We start from the raw sequence: 23455 nt of genomic DNA on the forward strand, positions 1-23455 counted from the left end.
GCAGTCACTTTTTTGGTAACCAGGTAAGGTTTTTCTAAGTAGAATATTCGATCAGGAATAAATTAATGCTTTATATCGTTTACTGTCAAGATAAGCCTACTCACTTGAGCAAGAGGCTGGAAAGCCTTGACGCTCATAAAGCTTACCTGGAAGGTAATCCTATTCAGGTGCTGATATCGGGCCCGCTCGTCGATGAGAGTGATCACGAAACCATGAAAGGCAGTTTCTTTCTGGTTGAGGCTGATAGCCTTGAAGAGGTTCGAGTCTTCAACTGCAATGATCCGTTCTACAAAGCTGGAATCTGGCAAAGGATTGATATCCAGCCTTTTAATAAGCGCGTAGACAATATGTCATCGGTGTCTTATTAACCCGGGGGGGGGATGATAGATCGATGCAGGGATGCGTCGACATTGGCCATTCGGTCAATGCGAGCCCCGCCAAAGCCAGAAAGTTCGCGCACTTGCGCCTGATTTGGTGGGGCGACGAACAAATAGGAGAAGCTATTTGTCCGCCAGGTTAATAGTAGTCTGATGGCCGTTTTCATCGTTAATACATTCGATGTTGGTGAGGAAGTCTACGGAACATAAAACTTTAAAAAATGCATGCTGGATTTTTTATGATCACCGACCCTGTAGCGCGTCACGGCCGGATGAGCGCTGGGCCACCGATCTGACGCATGTGTGGTGCGGCAAGGATCGGCGGGCCAGCCTGGCGGTGATCATCGACTGCTGCACAAGGGAGATCCTCGGCTGGCGATTATCGGACAACGGCAGCAGCAAGACCGCTGAAGCGGCACTGGAAGAAGCCCTGGTGCATCGGTTCGGCGTACTGGGCCGTATTCATCAACCGCTGGCCCTGCGCTCAGACAACAGCCCCGTCTTCAGCAGCCGTAACTACACGACAACGGTGAAGGCCTACGGTCTCTGCCAGGAGTTCACGACGCCCTACACCCCAGAGCAAAACGGGCTCGTCGAGCGCTTCTTCCGATCCTTGAAGGAAGAATGCATCTGGCAGCATCGGTTCGAGTCGCTGGGGCAGGCCCGAGCGCTGATCAGCCGCTGGATCCGGTACTACAACGAAGAGCGACCACATCAGTCCTTGGGCTATGTGGCACCCCGAGCACACCCGACATTAGCGGCGTAGGGTGTGCAGAAACTAGGTTTTGTCCGAAAAGTCGAATCTGCTAATGTCGTCGATGCCGCAGCAGCATAGGTGAGCCATGGCAGGACGCTACGAGATCTCCGACAACGGCTGGGCCCTTATTGAGGACATCGTGTCGCCGCCGCAGAGAACGGGGCGCCCCAGCCGCGATGATCGCCAGGTGCTGAACAGTATTTTCTGGATCCTCTGCTCGGGCGCCAAGTGGCGCGATCTGCCAGAACGCTACGGCCCGTGGAAGACAGTCTATGACCGCTTTCGTCAGTGGCGCGATGACGGCACCTTCGAGGCTATTCTGGCGCGCCTCCAACTCCGCTTGCGCGAGGATGGTCTGATGGACCTGGACACCTGGATGATCGATTCGACATCGATCCGCGCCACCCGTGCCGCCTCTGGGGGCGGCAAAAAGGGGGATACCAAGAGCCCGTAGACCATGCCTTGGGCCGCAGCCGAGGCGGTCTGACGACCAAGATCCACATGGTCTGTGATCGGCATGGTTGGCCGTTGACCTTCACGCTCTCGCCCGGGCAGGACTCGGATACACGCCACTTCATCCCCGCCATGGAACATGTTCATCTGCCTGGAAGCAGGGGCAGACCACGTAAGCGCTGTCGCCACATCGTGGCGGACAAGGGCTATGACAGCGATCCGCTTCGACGCTACTGCGACCGGCACCACATGAAGCCGATCATTGCTCGGCGCAAGATGAAGCGAAAGCCACGACCTGGCGCCCCAAGGGGCTTCGACAAACCCCGCTATCGAGAACGAAACATCATCGAGCGCTGTTTCGGCTGGATCAAAGAGCTGCGTCGCGTCTGCACCCGCTACGACAAGTTGGCCAGCAGCTTCAAAGCGATGGTATGCCTGGCCTGCATAGATCGATGCTTACGTGCCGACTTTCCAGACAGAACCTAGGAAAACCTAGAGGGTCCGGAGGGCACTGCCAGGCGCACGGAACGGACAATGATCAGGCAGGGGAGGCCCCATCGGGCAGCGTCTCCACCAGTCCCAGGGCCACGCACAGCCGCACCAGTTCGGCGAGGTTGGCGGCCCCCAGGGCCTTCATGGCACGCAGCCGATAGACTTCCACCGTCTTGGCGCTGATGCCCAGGTGCTCGGCGATCTGTCGGCTAGTCATCCCCTCGGCCACATGGACCAGGATCCGCTGCTCCTTGGGGCGCAGGGCGGCGTAACGTGCCTGCAGCCCGGCCAGGCGCTGCCGGGCCTCCCGGCGGCGCCGGTGCTCGGCGAGTGCCTGCTGGACGGTGTCGATCAGCTGCTGGGGGTTGAAGGGCTTCTCGATGAAGTCGAAGGCGCCGGCCTTCAGCGCCGAGACCGCCATGGGCACATCGCCGTGGCCGGTCATGAAGATCACCGGTGGCGCATGCTCGAGCTCGTTGAGGCGCTGCTGCACCTGCAGGCCTGAGAGGCCTGGCATGCGCACATCCAGCAGCAGGGCATCGAAGCCCACGGGGTCAGCGGACAGGAAGGCCTCGCCATCGGCATAGGCACAGGATGTCAGGCCCACGGAATCGAGCAGCCAGGCCAGCGAGTCGCGCAGGGCCTGGTCGTCGTCGACGATGGCGATGCAGGAGGAGGGGGGCTCGGTCACGGGGGCCTCGGGGTGTGGCCGACGTCGGGTGGCCAGAGTGGATGCTGCCCGCAGTGTAGCGGCAAAGGTGGCGCCCCCGGAACCGTATTCGACTTCCGCCGCCATGCCTCAGCCTGCCTGCCCGCATCCGGCTAGAGGGTCTTGAGGTACTCGACCAGCGCATCACGATCCTCTGCCGGCAACTCGGTGCCGTACTCGTGGCCGACATTGCTGTTGCCGGGCTGGCGGGTATCGTAGCGGAAGCCATGCCGCTCGGCTGCCTCGCCCTCGTGGATGAAGCCCAGGCGCTCGGGGTGATAGACGTCATAGCCGCGGTGGAATACCTCGGGGCGCTCCCCGGCGGGACGCAGCAGGTCCTCCACCGTGGGCACCGAGCCGTTGTGCAGGTAGGGCGCACGTAGCCAGATGCCGGTCAGCGGCTTGGCCACGTAGCCGTCGGTCTTGACGAAGGCGTCGAAGTCCCAGGGGTACTCCTCGGCATAGGCGTTGTAGCGCTCGGCGGCCTCGGCGGTCCACATCGCCAGGCGGTGGCGATCGGTGCCCACCTCCGACTGCGGGATTACCGTGCCAGTGCGTGCCCCTTCGGGGCCGTGGCAGCTCGCGCAGGTCTCCTCGAAGAGCACCTCGCCCCGCGAGGCCATCTGGTCGTCCCGGGTGTCGAAGGGGTAGGGCGGCGGCGCCAGGTCGCGCAGGTAGGCCTCCAGTTCGCCCAGCGCCTCCACCGGCAGGGAGTCGGGGCGGGCGCCGTCGCCGATGGCGCCGCTGAGCACGACTTCGGTGATGAAGTCGTTGAGCCCGTCCCAGTGCAGGGCGTAGCCCTCCTGCTCGTCCAGGGCCCACAGCGGCATGATGTCGGAGTTGCCGATGGTGTCGTCCTCGGCGGGGTCCAGGGCGAGCAGGTCGGGGTGGAACTTCACCGGGTTGAAGGGATCGATGCGCCCCGGTCCCCAGCGTGGCCGGTCCTCGGTCCAGCTGAAGCGCTCGGCCTGCTCGAGCAGCCCGTCGCGGGTGCGCGGGATGATCAGGAAACGGTAGAGCAGGCGGTCGAGCCAGGAAAGTTCGGTCTCCTCCCGAATGGCCGCCAGCAGGGTGTCGGCGGTGAAGTCCGGGTCGGCGGCGGCGTCGCCCAGGAAGCGTAGGTAGGCCTGGGGGTCGAAGGTCTGGTGGGGGCCGGCGGGCACGATGCGGCGCTCGCCGTCCGCTGCCGTGCGGTAGGTGGCGGTATGGCAGGCCGCGCAGTTGATGCCGACGCGCGGGAAGCCGATGGTCTTCAGCGAGAATCCCACCGGCGTGGGTTCGCCTTCTTCCCAGACCGCGCCTAGGGCGGCGTAGCCAGCGTCCTCCCCATCGCCCGGCAGATGCTGCGGGAAGACGTCCGGGAGCACGCGCCAGACCCAGTAGGGCAGGCCCTCCTCCGGCTCGGTGCCGATGGAGCCGTAGCGGTAGTAGGCCTCGACGCTGTCGAAGTGCTGGGGCTCCTCGCGGAACAGCTTGTACCAGCCGGCCGCCGCCACCGCGGCGCCAAGCACCAGCAGCAGGGCCAGCCAGGTGAGCCAGCGACGGGACTTGGGGTGGGCGTGATCCTTGCGAGCCATGACCGCTTCCTCCCGAAAGAGTCGAAGACACCGCTCAGCGTCGGCCGAGCGCCAGCAGCAGCATGCCCTGGGTGACGCCGAAGAACAGGTCGAACAGGGCGAGCAGCAGGAGTTGTGGATACAGCAGCGTGAAGAACGTGACGCCGGCGAAGCGGGCCAGCACCGTCAGCATGGCGATGACCCGGTAGCGGTCGGGATCGACGGCCGCCGGCAGGTAGAACAGGCTGAGCAGGATCAGCAGCCAGCCGGCGAAGGCGGGCCACACCGTCTCGGCTACCGGCGCCGCGCCCACCAGTGAGATCACCGCATTGGGGGCGAAGACCGCGGGTACCGCCAGGACCAGGTTGGCCACCACGCCCAGCAGTACCATGAGGCGGAATCCTGTCGCGTAGCGACCCTCAGCCAAGCATCCTCCTTGGGCCCCGTGAGACGGGGCGCGACCTTCATTGAGGGGGGAGAAACCCTGTGCTAAAGGTTAGTTGTCACTTGCAGTAGGGTCACGTTCAGCCTGGGGGGTTGAGGTAACTCATGCCTCGATGAGGCGAAAACCGGCAAGGGGCAATGCCCGCGTCCTGATCTCAGCGACGACGTCTACCGGGGAGGATTCCCATGTTCGGACAACGCGGCAGCGGCCTGCTCGGTCGCCTCTTCCGGCGCATCAATCGACGCCGCCAGTGGTACAGGTTTCCCTTCCCGGTTGCCGTCCTCAACCTCGTCGCCCTGCGCGGCAACCTGCGCTGGCATAACCTCCACGACACCGAACGCGAGCGCCCGCCGGACCCCGACAAGGGCGACTTCGACGTGCGCGGCTGCCGCACCGCCGACGGCAGCTACAACGACCTGGCGGCCCCCTGCATGGGCAAGGCGCATACCCGCTTCGGGCGCAACGTGCCCATCGCCGAGACCTTCGCCGAGACCGGCGAGGCGCTGATGACGCCGAGCCCGCGGGTGGTGAGCCGCCGGCTGATGACCCGCGAGAGCTTCACGCCGGCCACCACCCTGAACGTCCTGGTGCCTGCCTGGCTGCAGTTCATGGTCCACGACTGGTTCAGCCATGGCAGCAACGACGCCGAGGCGACACCCCACGAGATCCCCCTCGACGAGGACGATGACTGGCCCTGGGAGCGCATGACGGTGCTTCGCTCGCGCCGCGACTCGACCCGCGGCACCGCCGACGAGGGCTATCCGGAGACCTTCCTCAACACCGAGACCCAGTGGTGGGACGGCTCGCAGATCTACGGCAGCAGCCTCAAGCGCCAGCGCCTGGTGCGCAGCGACCCAGAGAGCGGCGAGCTGCTGCCCGACGGCAAGCTCTACCTGCGCCCCGACGGCCACCTGCCCCGCGACGAGCACGGCATCGAGCTGGCGGGGGTCAACGGCAACTGGTGGGTGGGGCTGTCGCTGATGCACACCCTCTTCGCCCGGGAGCACAACGCCATCGTCGACCGGCTGCGAATCGAGTATCCGGACCGCGACGGCGAATGGCTGTTCCAGAAGGCACGGCTGATCAATGCCGCCCTGATCGCCAAGATCCACACCGTGGAGTGGACGCCGGCCCTGCTCGATACCCCGGAGCTGCGCCTGGGCATGCGTGCCAACTGGTGGGGCATCCTCGACGAGCACTTCTACCGCAGCCGCGGCCGGGTCAGCGACAGCGAACTGTTCAGCGGCATCGTCGGCTCGCCGGTGGATCACCACGCCGCGCCCTACGCCATCACCGAAGAGTTCAGCGCCGTCTACCGCATGCACCCGCTGGTGCCCGACGACTTCGACTTCCGTCGCCAGACCGACGATGGCCCGCTCAAGGCCTGCGGCCTGACCGAGGTGGCCGGCTCGCGCACCCAGGCGCTCTACGACGAGGTGCCGTTGGCCGACGCGCTCTATTCGCTGGCCACCAGCCACCCCGGGGCGCTGGTGCTGCACAACTTCCCGCGCCACCTGCAGCAGCATGCCAAGCAGGCCCCCCACGAACGCACCATCGACCTGGCCACCATCGATGTGCTGCGCGACCGCGAGCGCGGGGTGCCGCGCTACTGTCGCTTCCGCCGGCTGATCGACATGCCGGCACCGGCGAGCTTTGCCGAGCTCACCGACGACCCCAAGTGGCAGCGCGAGCTGGAGGAGGTCTACGGCGACGTGGAGCAGGTCGACCTGCTTACCGGCTGCCTCGCCGAGACCCCGCCGCCCGGCTTCGCCTTCAGCGACACCGCCTTTCGCATCTTCATCCTGATGGCCTCGCGGCGCCTCAAGAGCGATCGCTTCTTCACCGACGACTACACCCCCGAGGTCTATACCCGGGCGGGCATGGCCTGGATCGACGACAACAGCCTGCGCACCGTCATCGCCCGCCATTTCCCGGAGCTGGCGCCGCGGATGGAAGGGGTGCGCAACGTCTTCTTCCCCTGGTCTCGTAAATAGGTCTCGTCAATAGGTCTCGTGGCCAGGGTCGCGCGGCTAGCACGCACGGAGAGGGAGGTACCATGGCCAGGCGCCTGAGCATTCCCGGTCTCGTCAACCTGCTGGAGGTGAGCGACGCCAGGGAGATCCGCCGGCTGGATGCCGAGCCGCGCCTCGACCGCCATCTGGCGCCCACCGGCGGGCTGATCAATCGATGGCGCCTGGCCCGCCTGCGCCAGGCCTTCGAATTCGACGGTGAGCCGCTGCCCGCCTTGCTGGCCCGTGAGACGGAGGGACGCGCGTCGCGCCACGCCGAGCTGGGTCGGCGCCTCGACGAGCGCGCCGAGGCATCGGCTTGGGGTCGGGACCCGGCCTTCAAGACCCTGGTGGAGGCGGTGGCCGGCCAGGCCGAGGCCGAGTCGCTGGGACCCGCCGCCCAGGGGCTGCTGGGGCGGCTGTTCCGCGACGATTACCGCGCCGATGCGGCGAGCTACGCCGCCGCCCGGCTGCTCGACGCCTATCCCCGGGTGAACGCCCTGCGCGCCCTGGGCCAACGGGTCACCGGGCGCCTGCGCCGTGCCCGGCGGCTGCTCGCCGAGCGCGCCGGAAACGAGCCGCTGGCCCTGCACGCCACCGCCATCGCCGTGCACAACCTGGTGGCGTCGCTGGCGGCGATGCGCGAGCTGGCCGCCTCGTCTCTGGCACCGGGGCTCACCCGGGAGGCGGTGCTGGGCCGCTGCCTCCGCCCGCCGGAGACGCTGCTGCGGCGGGTACGGATGCCGCTGTCGACGCCCTGCGCGCCGCGCCGGCTGGAACCCGACGACCTGGTGGTGCTGCGCCTGGCGGATGCCGCCCGGGGGAGCGGTGATCGCGAGCTGGCCTTCATGGGCGAGAGCTGGGCGCGCTGCCCGGCCCAGGGCTTCTTCCTGGCGCTGCTGACGGCGGTCTGGGAGCAGGCCATGGCGGTGCGGCACGGAGGGCGAGGCGCATGAGCGAGGACGTCATCTTCACGCCGCTGAAGTGGCGCAACATCCAGATCAAGAACCGCCTGCTGCGTTCGAACGTCTCCGGGCGCTTCGACAACGAGGACGGCAGCCTGACCCAGACCCGCATCAACTGGGAGTGCCGCTTCGCCCGCGGCGGGGTGGGGGCCATCCTCTCCTCCTTCGTGCCGGTGCAGATGGAGGGACGCATCGTCGCCGGCTACGCCACCATCCACCGCGACGACTTCATCCCCCTCTGGCAGCGCCTCGGCGAGGCGGTGCACCGCTTCGACTGCAAGTACATCCTGCAGCTCAGCCACTCCGGCCGGCAGATGGATCTGCCCGGGGTGCACAACCAGCATCGGCGGGCGCCCAGCGCCACCGGTCACAAGGAGTCGCTGCACGGCTTCCTGTGCCGCGCGATGAGTGGCCATGAGGTCGAGCGCACCGTCGAGGCCTTCGCCCGCGGCGCCTGGCGCGCCCGGGAGGCAGGACTCGACGGCGTGGAACTGCACGCCGCCAACGGCTACCTCTTCACCCAGTTTTTGAGCTCGGCGATCAACGACCGGCGCGACCGCTACGGCGGCTCGCTGATGAACCGGGCACGCTTCCTGCTGGAGGTGATCGAGGCGATCCGCGACCGGGTAGGGCCGGACTTCCACCTGCAGGTGAAGATCAGCGCCGTGGACCACAACGACGTGCTGCCTTGGGAGGGCAAGGGCAACGGCCTGGCGGAGACCGTCCAGGTGTGCCGCTGGGCGGAGACCGCCGGCGCCGACGCCCTGCACGTCTCGCTGGGCAGCCTCTTCCCCCACCCCCTGAACCCGCCGGGGGACTTCCCCTTCGAGACCATCGCCAGCACCTACGACGCCATGCTCTCCTCCGGGGTCGACACCTTTCGCAACTACCTGCTGTTTCGCTACCCGGCGTTGCGCGGGATCTTCCGCTGGCTGTGGTTCCGCCACCGGCGCGGCCGCGAGGTGGAGGGCATCGGCCTGGACGAGGCGCGCGCCATCCGTGCGGCGGTGACCATCCCGGTGATCAGCACCGGCGGCTACCAGCGTGCCTCCCTGGTGCGCGAGGCCATCGAGTCCGGCGCCTGCGATGCGGTCTCCAGTGCCCGGGCGCTGATCGCCAACCCCGACCTGCCCCGCCAGTGGCAGGCGGGCCACGACGCGCCGGAGAACCCCTGCACCTTCTGCAACAAGTGCCTGCTCAACGCACCCAAGAATCCCCTGGGCTGCTACGAGCTCGAGCGCTTCGGCGGCGACCACGAGCGCATGCTCGAGTCCCTGATGGCCATCTACGAGACCCGGCCCGAGCTGCAGTTGCCGCCGGTGTCGACGTCGCACACCCCGTGAGGTCGCCATGAGACGCCAGGAGCCCCCCGTCACCGCCGTGCAGGACGCATCCCGCAGCCGTCGCCGGCGGCGCCTGCCGCTGACCCTGCTGGCGCTGGCCGTGGTGCTGGCCGGCGTGCTGGTCCTGGCGATCGGCGCGCCTACCCTGTGGCGCTACAGCGGGGAGTCGGTGCGTCATTACGCCGACCCCGAGGCGCACTTCCGCCACGGCTCCATCGGCAGCGAGCCGCAAAGCGGCCTGCCAGTGCGGCTGTGGCGGGTGCTGCCCGAGCTCTTCCCCGAGGCGCTGGGCGAGCAGGGCTACGCGGCCTTCGGCTTCCTCTACGCCCCGGGGGATAGCCTGGCCGCGGGCGACCTGCCCATCGGCGTGGGCACCCGCGAGGTGCGCGGCGTGGAGTTGGGTTGGTTCAACTGTGCGGTATGCCACACCGGCACGGTGCGCAAGTTCCCCGAGGCGCAGCCACGGCTGGTCTCGGGCATGCCGTCCAACAACCTGGACCTGAACGGCTTCATCGCCTTCCTGCTGGAGATCGCCGACGACCCGCGCCTGGCGCCAGACAGCGTGCTCGATGCCATGGAGGAGCAGGGCCAGGAACTGGGCTGGGTCGAGCGCCTGGTGTGGCGGCACGCGGTGCTGCCCCGGGTGCGCGAGGGGCTGCTGGCGACGCGCGCGCGGCTCGCCCCGCTGCTGGCGGCGCAGCCGGCCTGGGGGCCGGGGCGGGTCGATACCTTCAATCCCTACAAGCTGATCCAGTTCGACCAGACCCTCGCCGACCTGACGGAGGGCGAGCGGATCGGCACCGCGGACTTTCCGTCGATCTTCCTGCAGCGTCCCCGCCAGGGCATGGACCTTCACTGGGACGGCAACAACGCCTCGCTGCAGGAGCGCAACCTGAGCGCCGCCCTGGGCGCCGGGGTCACCGAGGCGAGTGTCGACCACGCGGCCATTGAGCGGGTGGCCGACTGGCTGCTCGACCTCGCGCCGCCGCCGAGCCCCCACGCCCCCGAGGCCGAGCGCGTGGCAGCCGGCAAGGCGCTCTACCTGCGCCACTGCGCCGACTGCCACGGCTACCAGGAGGGCGAGCGCTACGTCTTCGAGGGCGAGCGGCTCGGCGAGGTGGTGCCTAACGAGGCTCTCGGCGTCGACCCGGCGCGCCTGGACAGCTATACCGAGACGCTGCGCCGCGACCAGCTCACCCTGTTCGCCAGTGATGAGCGCTACCGCTTCCGCCACTTCCGCAAGACCGACGGCTACGCCAGCCAGCCCCTCGACGGGCTCTGGCTGCGCGCCCCCTACCTGCACAACGGCTCGGTGCCGACCCTGCACGACCTGCTGCTGCCCCCGGAGGAGCGTCCCGCGGCCTTCGTGCGCGGCCTGGACGTGCTGGACGGCGACCAGGGGGGCTTCGTGGCCCCCGCCTGCACCCCGGGGGAGTCCCTGGACGAGGGCTTCTGCTTCGACACCCGCCTGCCCGGCAACGGCAATCAGGGCCATGACTACGGCACCGGGCTGACCGCGGAGGAGCGGGCGGCCCTGCTCGACTATCTATTGACCTTCTGACGCTGGCCCTTCCAGCGCCGACGCCTCTGGCCAGGGAGTACCGACATGCAGACCTCACAGGATACTTTCCGGACCTTTCGGCGGGTGATGCTCGCCGGCATCGTCCTCAACGTGCTGCTCGGCCTGTGGCTGTGGTGGTGGCCCGAGAGCTTCCTCGGGATCATCCGCGCCGACCTGGCCGCTCCCCTCACCTGGCCCCGCTATGCCGGCCTGGCCATGCTGGCGCTGGGACTGCTCTACCTGCCGGCGGCCCTCGCGCCGCTGCACAACCGCCTGGTGGCGCTGCTGTCGATCCTGTTCCGGGGAGTCTTTGCGCTGTTCTTCCTGTTTGCCTCGGGGCTGTTGTGGCTCCCGGCGCTCTACGAGGCAGTGTTGGCCGTGCTGCAGGGCGTGACCTTCTGGCGCGCCTGGCGAGCGGACCTGATGGCCAAGCCCTGAGCCAACGCGAAGGGCCCGCGAACGCGCGCGGGCCCTGTGTCGCTACCGGGTGGCGGCACCCGGGCATTCACCGGCATTGGCGGCGATCACGCCGAGTCGGCCTCCCGGAAGTGTTCCCAGGCATGGTGGTAGAGCACGCCGGCATAGCCGTTGCGCTGCATGATCTTGAGGATCTTCGCCGGGTCACCGCCATCCAGGGCCTTGTGCAGTTTCGCCCGCTGCTCGTCATCGAGATCCTCGTACCAGTGGAAGGGCGCGCCCTGAGCATTGCCATCCTCGGCCCTGCGCATCAGGTCGATCTCGATGCGCCCGCCGTGCCGATACAGGATGTCGTAGCCCTCCTGCAGATGGTCCGACGGCACGTCGCTCGGTTTTTCCAGGCCTTCCAGCACGTTGTAGTAGTAATAGCTCAGCGGTTGCATATGGCTCCTCCAACGGTATGCCGTTGCTCATCCATCCTTGGCAGCTGTTCCTTGCTCCATCCTGACCGAGATCGGGCGCTGAGCTCAATGGAAAAATGCACGCCATCCTCGCACCCGCTCCACGCCGGGCGCGGCCTCCGGCGCAGCGGCTCGGCTTGTCGGGGATCACCGCTCGAAGATATCCGGCCAGTGCTCATCGGCCGCCTCGATATTGCCGGGAATGTCGGCCTCCCAGCGCCACTGGTACCACCGATTGAAGTTCAGGTAGAGCTTGCCGTCGACGATCTTCCACGCCTCGGGAATGGTCGTGGCGGCCTCACCGCGTGCTGCCGCCCAGGCGCACCAGCCGCCGTACTGGGGCGCATAGCCCTCGGGGTCCGCCCGGAAGCGGTCGCGATGTTCGGACGACACGAACTGCCAGGTGGCATCGCGCCACTCCAGTTGATAGTCGGGCGAACCCTGCACCGGCTCGCCCTGGGTGAAGTAGGCCACCGGGTCCGTGCCGCCGATGGCCAGGCCATCGCGGGTGAAGATGCGCCCCTCGGCAGCAACCCCCATGGACCAGGCCAGGCCGATCATCAGGGCAGTTGCCAGCCACCAACCTGTACGCTTCATGGTTTGTCTCCTGGTACCCGTCGCTCATGAGGGACTGTCGAGAAACGGCCCCCCGCCTTACAGGCGATGTGGGTCACTCCGGGGGCCTCGAGGCCGCCTTCCGCCGTCGGGGGAAGGGGAGACTTACCTGCTAGACTGAATTCGGGCCCGGTAGTGCATCGGGCGCTGTCGATCATCGGGTCATCGAGGAGAGGAGATATGGGGTCCAAGGCAGAGCGGGACGTGGAAAAGGGGTACCCGAAGGCCGACTTCGTGGCCAAGCTACGGCGCCTGGCAGATGCCATCGAGAAGGGGGAGCGTTTCGAGATACAGATTTCGGGCGAGCGCATCTCTGTGCCCGTCCGAGCCGAATTCACTGTCGAACACGAACGCTCAGATGATGAGGAGGAGATAGAGTTCCAGCTCAAATGGAAACGCTGAAGACTTGACTCGGGTCGCGTGCGGCTGGGCGAATGAGTAAACACTTGATGAGTCATCTATGACAACCGCTACCTGGTTTATCTTGATCGGTGCGCTGCTGCTGGTAGTGGGCTTTACCTACTCCTATCTCAAAAGCGTGCCCGCAACCTCCGCTATCGTGTATCTCCTTATCGGATTCGTTGTGGGTCCCATGGGCTTTGAGTTGTTTCATTTCAATCCGCTGGAAGAGTCGGCGTTGTTGGAGTTTTTGACCGAAGTTGCCGTGCTCATCTCATTGTACTGTGCCGGCGTAAAAATGCCGGCGCCGGTGACTCTGAAGCGATGGCGAACTCCCCTGCAACTGGCGGTGGTTTCGATGACGTTTACCGTGGGGTTAGTGACGCTGTTTGGTTACTACTGGCTCGCTTTGCCCCTTGGGGCCGCCGTATTGCTGGGTGCCGTGGTCGCGCCGACCGATCCCGTACTGGCGACAGAGGTTCAGGTTCGTCACGCCGATGATCCTGACGAATTACGTTTTGCATTGACCTGCGAGGCCGGCATGAACGACGGCAGCGCCTTCCCGTTCGTGATGCTCGGCCTGGGCTTGCTGGGCCTGCACGATCTCGGCGACGCCGGTTGGCGGTGGCTGGCGGTGGATGTGCTCTGGGCAAGTGGTGCAGGCATCGGCATTGGTATCTTGGCGGGCGTTGGTGTCGGTTGGCTGGTCAACAAGATACGCACCCGCTTTGTGGGCACGGTCTTTCTGGAAAGCTTCCTCGGCATGGGGCTGATCGCGCTTGCCTACGGAATCAGCTTGTTAGTGGATGCCTGGGGCTTCCTGGCCGTGTTTAGTGCAGCGGTGGCTCTGCGCCATACCGAATTGAAGTTGGCCGGCCTTGAACAAGGGTATTCGGCACCTGTCGAGGCACGCCCGGAGGGGGAGCCACAAGCAATGGCACACGTGCACGTGAGCGAAAGCTCTCTGGAATTCAACGAGCACCTCGAACGGCTGGCAGAAATCGTGCTGGTGTTATTGATCGGTGGCTCGCTCTTCTGGGATTCGTGGAGTTGGCGGGCCGTGGGGTTTGCGGCCTTTGTGTTTTTTGTCGCCCGCCCCGTCAGCGTGCATCTTGGCGTGCTGGGCAGCAGGGCGCCCATGCGTATGCGTCATCTCATGGGCTGGTTTGGCGTTCGCGGTATTGGCTCGCTGTACTACTTGATGTACGCCATCCAACATGGGCTGCCAGAAGACGTCGCACTGGAGTTGATACACCTGATCCTGGTGGTGGTGGCCTTGTCGATTCTGGTTCACGGGGTGAGCGTAAAGCCCACTATTGCTCGCTATTGGCGTTCGCGCAAGCCTCGGTAATAGCGGTAATCTCACGTTGCCACACTGGTCAACTATCAGGTAGCTATCCTTACCCCGCCAACCGACTCAATCGACCTGTCCCTCGCCGTCGCCCCCTAGGGCCTGATCCAGGTCGGCGATCAGGTCCTCGACCGCCTCGATGACCAGCCGCTTGCGGGTCTCGGCGGCCTCGATCATCGACAGCCCGATGCGGTCCTTGATGGAGCCGGTGGGGTTCATGCTCTCCAGCTTCAGGTAGGGCTCGCAGGGGCCGGTGTCCAGGGTGGCGACGCGCACCTTCGGCGTGTTGCCGATCAGGGCCATGGCATTGGCTAGCGGCTGCATCGGGGCCTCCGGGAAGCGGCGCCTTCCTAAGGGTCAGTGTAGGTGGCCAGCGGTTACGCCTCCTCGCGCACCAGTTGGATCAGGCTGCCGCTGCGGATCATGGCGATCTGGCGCTCGGACAGGCCGTGGTGCAGGGTGTAGTGCTCCGCCTTGGTGCGGTTGTGCAGCGTGACCTGATCGCCGCTGTCGAGGGCGCTGACCGGGTCGTCCAGGGTCAGTTCGTCCTCCTGGTCGATGCGCTCCAGGTCGTCGGGGTCGGCGAAGGTCAGCGGCACGACGCCGAAGTTGGCCAGGTTCTGCCAGTGGATGCGGCCGTAGGAGATCGCGCAGACCGCGCGCAGCCCCAGGTAGCGGGGGGCAATGGCGGCGTGCTCGCGGCTCGAGCCCTGGCCGTAGTTGCGGCCGGCGACGAGGAAGAAGCCGTCGCCGTCGAGCGCCCTGGCGCGTTGGCTGAAGCCGGGGTCGACGGCCCGGAACACGTACTCGGCGATGGCCGGGATGTTGCTGCGCAGGGGCAGCACCTCGGCCCCGGCGGGCATGATCTCGTCGGTGGAGACGTCGTCGCCCAGCTTCAGCAGCACCGGGCCGGAGAAGCGGGCGGGTATGGGCTCGAACTCGGGCAGCGACTTGATGTTGGGCCCCTTGATCAGCGCCACCAGGTCGCCGTCCTCAGCGGGGGGAACCAGCATCTCGCGGTTGATCGCCAGCGGCTCGGGCTCCTCGACCCGTGGGTACGCCATGTCCAGCTCGCGAGGATCGGTGATCCGGCCGGTCAGGGCGGAGGCGGTGGCGGTTTCCGGGCTGCACAGGAAGACCCGGTCCTCGGGGGTGCCGGAGCGGCCCGGGAAGTTACGCGGCACGGTGCGCAGGCTGTTGCGGTCCGTGGCCGGTGCCTGGCCCATACCGATGCAGCCGTTGCAGCCGGCCTGGTGCAGGCGGGCACCGGCGCGGATCAGCCGCGACAGGTAGCCGTGACTGGCAAGGTTCTCGAGGATCTGGCGCGACGTGGGGTTGACGTCGAAGGAGACGCCCGGCGCTATCCGGCGGTCCTCGACCATCATCGCCGGCACGGCGAAGTCGCGAAAGCCCGGATTGGCCGAGGAGCCCACGTAGGCCTGGTAGATCTCCTCGCCGGCCACCTCGCGCACCGGCTTGACCTTGCCGGGGCTGCTCGGCAGGGCGATCAGCGGCTCGAGGGTGGAGAGGTCCAGTTCGACACGCTCATCGTAGTCGGCGCCATCATCGGCGAGCAGCTCCCGCCAGTCGTCGCCGCGCTCCTGACGCACCAGGAAACGCTTCACCTCGCCGTCGGAGGGAAACACCGAGGTCGTCGCTCCCATCTCGGTGCCCATGTTGGCGATCACGTGGCGATCCATGGCGGAGAGGGCAGCGAGGCCGGGGCCGTAGTACTCGAAGACCTTGCCGACGCCGCCCTTGACGTCGAAGCGGCGCAGCAGCTCCAGCACCACGTCCTTGGCGCTGACCCAGTCGGGCAACTCGCCGGTCAACTCCACCCCCACCACCCTGGGCATGTGCAGGTAGAGCGGCTTGTCGGCCATGGCCAGGGCCACCTCCAGGCCGCCGGCGCCGGTGGCGAACATGCCCAACGCCCCGGCGGCCGGGGTGTGGCTGTCCGAGCCGACCAGGGTCTTGCCGGGTATGCCGAAGCGTTCCTGGTGGACCGGATGGCTGACGCCGTTGCCGGCCGGGCTGAACCAGGCGCCGAACTTGCGGCAGGCGCTCTGCAGGAAGAGGTGGTCGTCGGGGTTCTTGAAGTCCTCCTGCAAAAGATTGTGGTCGACGTACTGGGCCGAGAGCTCGGTGTGCACGCGGCCGACCCGCATGGCCTCGAACTCCAGCATCACCAGGGTGCCGGTGGCGTCCTGGGTCAGCGTCTGGTCGATGGCAAGCCCGATCTCCTCGCCCGGCTCCATCCTGCCTGACACCAGATGGGACTCGATCAGCTTGCGGGTCACGTTGAGCCGTGTCATGACGCGCTCCCGTCGCGGCTTCGACTTCAGTCTAGCAGTCGGGTGTAGCCGGCCCTGGCGAAAGAGCCCTTATACTGAGAGTAGTGGCCAAGCGCCGACACCAGGGGGAGGGAGGCCATGCGACACCTGAACGTGGCCGTGCTGCTCGGTGATCCCCGCCTGCCGTATGCCTATGCCGTCGACGGCCGCTTCGGCCACGAGGAGCTCGAGGCGGTCGAGCGCCTGCGTGAGGCGCTGGGCCAGCTCCCCGACTATCGCTTCAGCTACCTCGACGACCATGCCGCCCTGATCGACGATCTGCGCGCCCTACCGCCGGACCTGGTGTTGAACTTCTGCGACACCGGCTTTCGTAACGACTGGGAGCTGGAGCGCGATATTCCGGCACTGCTGGAGATCCTGGGCATCCCCTATACCGGCGCCGACCCCATGAGTATCAGCCTGACCACCGACAAGGCGCTGGTTCGGGCGCTGGCGGCGGGGCAGGGCATCGCCGTGCCCAACGAGACCTACGTGGAGCTTGCCGCCGACCCGGTGGTGTTGCCGAGCATCTATCCCTGCCTGATCAAGCCCAACAGCAGTGGCGGGAGCTTCGGCATTACCCGCGACTGCGTGGTGCACGACGCCCAGGAGGCGGAGGCCGGCCGGACAGCCCGCGGTGGCTGATGCGCTGATCCAGGACTTCCTCACCGGGGCCGAGTATACGGTCGGACTGATCGGCAATCCGTCGCCGGGTTTCACGGTGCTGCCGCCGCTTCAGAACGATTACGGCGCCCTCGACCCCGGCCTGCCGCCGATTCTCACCTACGGCTCCAAGGCCGACCCCGACTCGCCCTACTGGGAGAAGCTGCGCTTCCGTCGCGCCGAGATCGACGACGTCAAGTGGAGCCAGCTGGTCGATCAGTCGGTGAGGCTGTTCCGCCGGCTGGGCCTGCGCGATTACGCGCGTATCGATTTCCGCGAGGGCGAGGATGGCCAGCCACGGCTGCTCGACGTTAACACCAACCCCACCTGGTATTGGGACGGCAAGCTGGCGCTGATGGCCGAATGGGCCGGCTACCCCTACCACGAGCTGCTGCGCCTGATCCTCGAGGCGGCGGTGGCGCGCTACGGACTCGAGCCGTCACCCTGACGCCTGATGGCGCTTACAGCCGCTCGCGGATCACCTCCTCGTCCCAGTCGCGGCGGGCGAACAGCGCGTTGCCCTCGTAGGCCTTGAGCGTGCCGCGGATGCGGAAGCGCTCCGCGGTGGCGGTGAGCTGGGTGCGGCATTCCAGCCGCGTCGACCAGTCGCCGCCGGTGGAGGCGATGCGGTAGACCGACATGCCGCTGGTCAGGTCGCGCTCCACCTGGCGACGGAAGGGCGCGACGCTCAGCGTGGTCATCTCCGGCATGGGGGCACGCTCCGGCGGCTCGAAGGGGCTCAGCTCGGCCACCTGCAGCGCGTTGAAGCCGCCCCAGGAGATGCCCATCATGCCCACCTCGCCGCTGTACCAGGGCTGCGCCGCCAGCCAGTCGATGGCCTCCACGGCGTCGTCGAGCTCCTGGGGCAGGTATTCGTCGAGCAGCAAGCCGTCGGACTCGCCGCTGCCGCGCAGGTCGAGGCGGATGCAGGCGCGCGTAATCGGGACGTACCCCTTTTACTCCTCCGCCAATGACTCCCCCGTCGGGGTCGCGCTGAGCACAGTGGTGCTCAGGCGCTGACCGGTTTGGGTTCGCCGGCAAAGACGCTCAGTCCCAGCCAGCGCTGCATGCTGGCCTGCAGTTGGCGTGCCCCGGTCAGCCGGAGCTTGCCACTGGCGAGTGCCTCCGCCACGGTCATCAGGCCCATCCAGATAGTGGTCATGGTGCGCAGGTCGCTGACCACGTAGAGATCGACATCGTGACCGGGATCCTTCCTGCACAGATCGACGATGCCATCTTCGCCCGACTTGTCGATGATCAGCCACCACTTGGCCCGGCCTGGCGTCACATCGTGGTACAGAATCTGAATCGTGACCCGCTGGGGCGGCAGGGGCTCGGGATCGAGGTTGCGTCGCATGTCCCACATCAGCAGCGACGGGTCGAGGTTCTTCATGGAGAGCTGTGCTTCCAGCCAGCGCTGTCCCCAGCAGCCCATCGCCATGATCACCGGTCGTAGTTCCTCGCCGGCCTCGGTCAGCCGGTAAAACGGGTAGCCGGTCTCGGGATCGCGCTGGCGGCTCACCACTCCCAGCTCTTCCAACTCGCGCAGCCGCTTCGACAGCAGGGCCGGCGAGATATGGGGCAGCCCCCGGCGCAGGTCATTGAAGCGGTGGCTGCCACTCAAGAGCGCACGGATGACCAGGATGGTCCAGCGGGTGCTCAGTACTTCCGAGGCCATGGCCACCGGGCAGAACTGCTTGTATCCCCAGTCCGTCATCGCAGGGCCCTCCTCGTGTCGGTGGGGTGTCCGCGAGACCCCCGCCAGGTGCGGTACAGATCGTGAATTCCCGCCCCGCCGGCGGCTCGCCGAGATCAAGCGCCGCTGGGATCCGGACAACCGCTTCCGCGTCAATCGCAATATCGCCCCCGGTTGAGCGAGAGGGGAGGGGGCGGGGACAGCTCCGTCCACTTCGAGACGACTGGCCTTGAGCCGGGACATGTCTACACGCTGTGGTGGGTCGTGGTGAACAACCCCCATGCCTGCGAGGCATACCCGGAATCTTGCACAGGTGAAGATGTCCTCGCCGTGGGCAATCCCGCCGAGGCGCAGGTTCGCTATGCCGACGGCAACGTCGCCACCGACGACGGCGAGGCCACTCTGGGGTCCCGGGGGGGGGATCCGCTATGGGGCAGAGTTGGCTTGGCCGAACAGCCCATGGCGGCGCAGGCCAGCGAAGAAATGCTCGTTGCGGTCGGCATCGGCATATGGCTGCCAGCGCTTGCGGCTCTCTAGGAAGCCGGGCCGCAGGCGCTCGGATGCGTGAAGTGCGGCGCGCGCCTCTTCGGTGCGATCGAGGTGCGCGAGGCAGATGGCAAGTCGGAAATGCAGGTCCGGCTGTTCCGGGCGGAGTTGCACCGCCTTGCGCGCCCAGCGCAAGGCGGTTTCGTATTCGCCGAGAGCGATATGGGCGCGGGCCAGAAATCGCATGAAGTTGAACCTACGGGGATCACGGGGATTGAGCCGAAGCGCATGCCGCATCTGCGCGATCCCCTCTGCCGTCTGGCCAATCAAATCCAGGCGGTTGCCGAGGGCCATGCGAGCGAAGGCGTTGCTCGGGTTCAGCTCGATGGCGAGCTCGGTCTCGTCGATTGCCGCCTCGTAGTCCTCTACCCAGGTGTACGCCGTGCCGAGTGCGTGGTGTGCCGCCGAGGAGTTGGGATCGAGACTCACCGCCTCGCGTGCCGCCGTGAGACCCCGCGCGAGCGCCTCCTCTCGTGAAGCGGCCGCTTCGTCATGGAAGAGATCGCGAAGATAGCCACTGGCGAGCCCCATGAAGGCGTCACTATAGGCGGGATCCAGCCGCAGCGCCTGCTCGAAGTCGGACCGCGCCCGCGCATTGTCGTCGGTGGTGAAGTGGTTCAGGAGCGACCAGCCCCGAAGGAAATAGTCCCAGGCGCTCCACTCTTCCGTCCGCTTGGTCATGATCCGACGCAGTTCGGCCTGTTGGAGTTCCGGCGCGACCGCCGCCACGATCTTCTCTGCCGCCTCAGCCTGCACCACCAGGATATCGTGCAGATCCAGATCGAAGCGCTCCGCCCAGAGGTAGCGCGCGGTTGCCACTTCAACCAGGTGAGCGCTGATCCGCAGCTTCGTGCCCGAGCGGCGCACCGAGCCATCGACCAGGTAATGCGTGCCGAGTTCAGCGGCGATGTCGTGTAGGCCATCGCCGCGTTCGCGATAGCAGAAGGTTGAGCTGCTGGCGATCAGCGGGAAACAGCGCCAGCAGGCGAGCGCCGTGATGATGTCCTCACTCAGCCCGTCCGCAAAGTAGGTTTGTGACGGATCGCGGCCGAGATTGACGAACGGCAGCACGGCCACCGCCGGTCGCGTCAGGAGGTAATCCACGGCCGGCGAAGGCGGCGACGACGCCGATTGAGTAGAGGGTTCGGAGGCGGACGCAGGCAGTTCGACCCGGCAGCGGCGGATCTCCTGATACAGCCGTTCCGTCTCGGCTTCCGGCGGGCTCCCCAGTTCGCGTTCTAACACGGCGCGGCAGACGTGGTACTGCTCGCGCGCTGAGCCGCGGCGGCCCTGTTCGAGATAGAGTCGGATCAGCTGCCGGTGAACATGCTCCTGAAGCGGGTCGAGCGCCAGCAGGCGAAGCGCCATATCGATGGCGGACTCGGTTCTGCCCGTCTCCAGTCGATCGGCGAGAAGCCTCGAGAAGACGTCGAGCGCGTGTTCGTGCAACCGCATCCGCTCGATCAGGGACCAGTCGGCAAAGGGGCCGTCGGCGAGGTTCACCCCCTCGAGGAAGTCGCCCCGGTACAGTGCCGCGGCACGTTCGATTGCGTCAGGTGTGCCGGCCTCATGCAGCCGCTCGAACAGATCGACGTCGACCTCAACGGCACTGGGCTCCAGCAGCAGTGCTTCGCCCTGGCTGACAATGATCGCGTCGCCCCGGTCCGCGAGCGCCCGACGCACCAACTTGAGCGCCTGACGCAGGTTGCGGCGCGCCTCGGACTCGGCGCTGTCGGGCCAGAACATGGCGGCCAGCCCTTCGCGCCCTTGCGGTTGTCCCGGGTGCCGCGCGAGAAACGCGAGCAACGCTCGTGCTTTCCTCGTCGAAAACACAATGATGGGCCCGGCGCTCCTGCGCACCTCGAAGCCACCGAACAGCCTGACATTCAATTCGATCATGTGACCACCGCTGTCGGTCAGCACTTCCCGACAATGTTCACGATCCTATCACGCCACTCAACCCCGTTCTCATCACGCCCGCTACCTAAACTTCACCATGCAGCAACCGCGAGTGTTCTGCATGTTACCCATCAGGAGGGCTTCGTCATGATTACCACATCCAGAATCGCCCCTCTTCTTGCCGCTGGGGCGTTGACCGCTGTATCGGCTCTCGGCACTGCCTTTGCCGACGAGGCACCAAAACTTACGGAAATTCTCAAATCCCCCCTCGCGATCGAGGATGGAAACGAAGTCATCGTGAGTCACGTCGAGTATCCACCGGGTTTTACCTCACCGGTGCACTACCATACGGGCCATGTGGTCGTTTACATCCTGGAAGGCTCGGGGGCCATGAAAGTCGACGGAGACGTCCGCACCGGTGGGCCGGGCGACGTGATCGAGGAGTTGCCCGAGAAGGTGATGGTCATGCGCAATGAGAGCGACTCGGAATGGCTCCGCTTCGTCGTCTTCCAAGTGGGGCCCGAAGGAGCGCCCTTTATCGTCAGGACCGAATAGCGTGGAGGGCCATGCATGGCGTGGAAGAGGCGGCGCATGTTCGAAGAATTGGCTTCATCCTGGGTCTGAGAATGTCCAGGAAGCCAGCATCGCCGGATTACTGCTCAGGCATGCCGGCGAGACGCAGGCCTTCGAGGACGCGCTTAAATCCCGGGCCCATCCAGGAGTGGCTGGCGCGCAGCGTCTCGATCGTGGTTCGGTCGCTATACGCCAGGGCCATGGAGTGCTCGAGCGCGGCACGCGCCTCTTCCTCGCGGCCGTTCAAGGCCAGGGCGGCGGCCAAGGCGAAGTTCGCCGTCGGGTCATTGGGTGAACCGGCGATCGCGCGGTTCAGTGCGGTGATAGCCTTGGCATCCTGTTCGTCGTGCAAATACGCGAACCCCATGTAGGTATATTTCGAAGACGGCCGGAACCTTGGATTCAGGCGCAGGGCTTGTCGAAAGTGCGGCACGCCTTCGCCCGGCTTTCCCAGCGCCATGTTGGTCAGGCCGGCACACACATACGCACAATCGTTGTTGGGATTAAGTTCCATTGCGGTATGACATGAAGCCAGACCCCGCTCTGGCTGTCCGTTCCGGGCATAGCCCACCCCTACCATCCAGTGCCCTTCGGCGTCCTTCGGATCGAGCGATACGGCCCGCTGTGCCGCGTCGAGGGACAGGTCTTTCGAGTTCGCCACCGAGACGCCGGGGATGGGGCGCGTGCTCGCCGCGAAATGGACGAATGCCAGCCCACTCCATGCCGATGCGATGCCGGGGTCGAGTTCCACCGCCTTGTCCAGTAGCGCCTTGGCGTCCTGAAAATCTTCCGCGCTATCGGGGTTGAACAACAGCACATTGCCACGCAGCGCGTAGTCCCAGGCATCGAGGCTTGCCATCGGCCGTTGCCTCTCGCTATCCGCCTCACGCAGCTCGGCCTTCAGCGCCGCGGCGATCTGCCCGGTTACGTTGTCCAGAACCGAGAACACATCCGTCAAGGAACGGTCGTACCGGTCCGACCAGACGTGACGACGGGTCTGGCCATCGATCAGCTGTGCATTGATGCGAACCTGGTCGCCGGATTGGCGGACGCTCCCTTCGAGGACATAGCGGACCCCCAGGTCGGCTGCCACGTCCTTCACGTCGACCGCGTTTCCCTTGAAAGTGAATGAGGTGCGACGCGCGATGACGAAGGCACCTCGGATACGTGACAGGTCCGTGATCAGGTCTTCCGTGAAGGCGTCGGCAAAATATTCCTGGTCGGGATCACCGGAGAGATTGTCGAATGGCAGGACGACGATAGAGGGTTTGGCAGGAAGCGAAGGCTCGGTAACTGAGCTTTCAGCCTGCCACCATACGGCACCCAACACCCCCAGAACGAGGAGCACAATAACCGGCCCCGCCAAGACCCAGACACGGAGGCGGGGCTTCGCATGAAATGCCCTGACCCGGGCGTCACCTTCTTCGCCCCCTTCGAGACAGTCGGTCTCGGCCACAAACTGGAAGCCCCGCTTGGGATAGGTCCGCAGGAACTTCTGCTGAGCGCGATCGTCGCCCAGCGCCCTGCGGACCGCACGGATGCGCGTGTTGAGCGCCGCATCGGAAACGACGCGTCCCTGCCAGATCTCGTCGATCAGTTCGTCCTTGGTGACGATGCGGTCCCGATTCTCGACAAGGTACTGCAGCAGGTGCAAGACCTGCGGCTCAAGCGCGACGGGTTGGCCGGAATCGAGCAACCGGGCCGCCTCCGGATCGAACTCGAACCTTTCGAAGCGATAGATCATGGCTGACACCGACTTCCGTCATGAAAAATCATGGAAAAAACAGCAAAATTCATGCGTTCTTAAAGCGGCACGCTCTAATCCGCGCCATCAT

Annotated in this window: 24 protein-coding genes and 1 pseudogene; 14 read left to right on the plus strand and 11 right to left on the minus strand. The window is 66.0% G+C overall.

Translation table 11 applies throughout. From position 1 onward, the window contains the following. The first annotated feature begins 65 nt into the window (after window positions 1–65). The 3 genes from M8009_RS09620 (at window position 66) to M8009_RS09630 (ending at window position 2073) form a co-directional block, all read left to right on the plus strand. The gene (locus M8009_RS09620; RefSeq protein WP_250060626.1) at window positions 66–368 is read left to right on the plus strand and encodes a YciI family protein; all 303 of its coding nucleotides are present in this window, start codon (window positions 66–68) and stop codon (window positions 366–368) included. A gap of 190 nt (window positions 369–558) precedes the next feature. Beyond that, entirely contained in the window at window positions 559–1143 is a 585-nt protein-coding gene (locus M8009_RS09625; protein ID WP_250060627.1) for an IS3 family transposase, read from the plus strand. 76 nt (window positions 1144–1219) lie between these two features. Then, a protein-coding gene (locus M8009_RS09630; protein WP_250060628.1) for an IS5 family transposase occupies window positions 1220–2073 on the plus strand; the annotation gives its coding sequence in 2 pieces (ribosomal slippage) (window positions 1220–1574 and window positions 1574–2073; 855 coding nt in all). 52 nt (window positions 2074–2125) lie between these two features. On the opposite strand, the gene M8009_RS09635 is transcribed toward M8009_RS09630, so the two are convergent. From M8009_RS09635 to M8009_RS09645, 3 genes are all read right to left on the minus strand, one after another. Further along, on the minus strand, window positions 2126–2770 hold the full coding sequence (locus M8009_RS09635) for a response regulator transcription factor (RefSeq protein WP_250060629.1): 645 nt from the start codon (window positions 2768–2770) through the stop codon (window positions 2126–2128). 131 nt (window positions 2771–2901) lie between these two features. Beyond that, window positions 2902–4365 carry a c-type cytochrome gene (locus tag M8009_RS09640; RefSeq protein WP_250060630.1) on the minus strand — a complete coding sequence of 488 codons (1464 nt, stop codon included), beginning with the start codon at window positions 4363–4365 and terminating at the stop codon, window positions 2902–2904. Between the two features lie 34 nt (window positions 4366–4399). Further along, a complete protein-coding gene (locus M8009_RS09645) occupies window positions 4400–4735 on the minus strand; it encodes a hypothetical protein (protein WP_250060631.1) in 336 nt (111 codons plus the stop codon). A gap of 239 nt (window positions 4736–4974) precedes the next feature. On the opposite strand from M8009_RS09645, the gene M8009_RS09650 reads away from it, so the two are divergent. From M8009_RS09650 to M8009_RS09670, 5 genes are all read left to right on the plus strand, one after another. Beyond that, window positions 4975–6783, plus strand: coding sequence for a peroxidase family protein (locus tag M8009_RS09650; protein ID WP_250060632.1), 1809 nt, complete (start codon window positions 4975–4977; stop codon window positions 6781–6783). A 62-nt stretch (window positions 6784–6845) separates the two neighbouring features. Further along, entirely contained in the window at window positions 6846–7754 is a 909-nt protein-coding gene (locus M8009_RS09655) for a hypothetical protein (RefSeq protein WP_250061194.1), read from the plus strand. Beyond that, window positions 7751–9106, plus strand: a complete 1356-nt coding sequence (locus M8009_RS09660) for an NADH:flavin oxidoreductase (protein WP_250060633.1) — start codon at window positions 7751–7753, stop codon at window positions 9104–9106. The genes M8009_RS09655 and M8009_RS09660 overlap by 4 nt, the downstream gene beginning before the upstream one ends. Before the next feature lie 7 nt (window positions 9107–9113). Continuing rightward, on the plus strand, window positions 9114–10667 hold the full coding sequence (locus tag M8009_RS09665; protein WP_250060634.1) for a c-type cytochrome: 1554 nt from the start codon (window positions 9114–9116) through the stop codon (window positions 10665–10667). Window positions 10668–10712: 45 nt separating this feature from the next. After that, window positions 10713–11105: a hypothetical protein gene (locus M8009_RS09670; protein WP_250060635.1), complete on the plus strand. Its 393-nt coding sequence runs from the start codon at window positions 10713–10715 to the stop codon at window positions 11103–11105. An 86-nt stretch (window positions 11106–11191) separates the two neighbouring features. Here the strand turns inward: M8009_RS09670 and M8009_RS09675 are convergent, their stop codons facing one another. Next, on the minus strand, window positions 11192–11527 hold the full coding sequence (locus M8009_RS09675) for a hypothetical protein (RefSeq protein WP_250060636.1): 336 nt from the start codon (window positions 11525–11527) through the stop codon (window positions 11192–11194). Between the two features lie 165 nt (window positions 11528–11692). Then, window positions 11693–12142 carry a YHS domain-containing (seleno)protein gene (locus M8009_RS09680; RefSeq protein WP_250060637.1) on the minus strand — a complete coding sequence of 150 codons (450 nt, stop codon included), beginning with the start codon at window positions 12140–12142 and terminating at the stop codon, window positions 11693–11695. Window positions 12143–12340: 198 nt separating this feature from the next. Here M8009_RS09680 and M8009_RS09685 point away from each other — a divergent pair, with 198 nt between their 5' ends. Beyond that, entirely contained in the window at window positions 12341–12562 is a 222-nt protein-coding gene (locus M8009_RS09685; protein ID WP_250060638.1) for an amphi-Trp domain-containing protein, read from the plus strand. A gap of 58 nt (window positions 12563–12620) precedes the next feature. Next, window positions 12621–13910, plus strand: a complete 1290-nt coding sequence (locus tag M8009_RS09690; protein WP_250060639.1) for a cation:proton antiporter — start codon at window positions 12621–12623, stop codon at window positions 13908–13910. Window positions 13911–13976: 66 nt separating this feature from the next. Here the strand turns inward: M8009_RS09690 and M8009_RS09695 are convergent, their stop codons facing one another. After that, on the minus strand, window positions 13977–14234 hold the full coding sequence (locus tag M8009_RS09695) for a pyridoxal-phosphate dependent enzyme (RefSeq protein ID WP_250060640.1): 258 nt from the start codon (window positions 14232–14234) through the stop codon (window positions 13977–13979). 53 nt (window positions 14235–14287) lie between these two features. Next, a complete protein-coding gene (locus tag M8009_RS09700) occupies window positions 14288–16225 on the minus strand; it encodes an aconitate hydratase (protein WP_250060641.1) in 1938 nt (645 codons plus the stop codon). A gap of 117 nt (window positions 16226–16342) precedes the next feature. Between M8009_RS09700 and M8009_RS09705 the strand changes: the two genes are divergently transcribed. Further along, complete coding sequence (locus tag M8009_RS09705; protein WP_250060642.1) at window positions 16343–16888, plus strand: D-alanine--D-alanine ligase family protein; 546 nt, start codon at window positions 16343–16345, stop codon at window positions 16886–16888. Beyond that, window positions 16881–17354: a D-alanine--D-alanine ligase family protein gene (locus M8009_RS09710; protein WP_250060643.1), complete on the plus strand. Its 474-nt coding sequence runs from the start codon at window positions 16881–16883 to the stop codon at window positions 17352–17354. The genes M8009_RS09705 and M8009_RS09710 overlap by 8 nt, the downstream gene beginning before the upstream one ends. 13 nt (window positions 17355–17367) lie before the next feature. Here M8009_RS09710 and M8009_RS19230 read toward each other — a convergent pair. Together M8009_RS19230 and M8009_RS09720 are read right to left on the minus strand one after the other, a co-directional pair. After that, a pseudogene (locus tag M8009_RS19230) lies at window positions 17368–17838 on the minus strand (alpha/beta fold hydrolase); the annotation flags it as partial. A gap of 77 nt (window positions 17839–17915) precedes the next feature. Then, window positions 17916–18623: a winged helix-turn-helix transcriptional regulator gene (locus tag M8009_RS09720; RefSeq protein WP_250060644.1), complete on the minus strand. Its 708-nt coding sequence runs from the start codon at window positions 18621–18623 to the stop codon at window positions 17916–17918. On the opposite strand from M8009_RS09720, the gene M8009_RS19325 reads away from it, so the two are divergent. Then, window positions 18583–18780 carry a BBE domain-containing protein gene (locus tag M8009_RS19325; RefSeq protein ID WP_430886904.1) on the plus strand — a complete coding sequence of 66 codons (198 nt, stop codon included), beginning with the start codon at window positions 18583–18585 and terminating at the stop codon, window positions 18778–18780. The two genes, M8009_RS09720 and M8009_RS19325, sit on opposite strands and share 41 nt — an antisense overlap. A 248-nt stretch (window positions 18781–19028) precedes the next feature. Here M8009_RS19325 and M8009_RS09725 read toward each other — a convergent pair whose 3' ends face one another. Then, window positions 19029–21047, minus strand: a complete 2019-nt coding sequence (locus M8009_RS09725) for an AfsR/SARP family transcriptional regulator (protein ID WP_250060645.1) — start codon at window positions 21045–21047, stop codon at window positions 19029–19031. A gap of 147 nt (window positions 21048–21194) precedes the next feature. On the opposite strand from M8009_RS09725, the gene M8009_RS09730 reads away from it, so the two are divergent. After that, window positions 21195–21602 carry a cupin domain-containing protein gene (locus M8009_RS09730; RefSeq protein WP_250060646.1) on the plus strand — a complete coding sequence of 136 codons (408 nt, stop codon included), beginning with the start codon at window positions 21195–21197 and terminating at the stop codon, window positions 21600–21602. A gap of 97 nt (window positions 21603–21699) precedes the next feature. On the opposite strand, the gene M8009_RS09735 is transcribed toward M8009_RS09730, so the two are convergent. After that, window positions 21700–23364: a winged helix-turn-helix domain-containing tetratricopeptide repeat protein gene (locus M8009_RS09735; RefSeq protein WP_250060647.1), complete on the minus strand. Its 1665-nt coding sequence runs from the start codon at window positions 23362–23364 to the stop codon at window positions 21700–21702. Window positions 23365–23455 lie beyond the last annotated feature (91 nt).

The organism is Halomonas gemina, assembly GCF_023554995.1.
In the GTDB taxonomy this organism is placed as follows: domain Bacteria; phylum Pseudomonadota; class Gammaproteobacteria; order Pseudomonadales; family Halomonadaceae; genus Halomonas; species Halomonas gemina.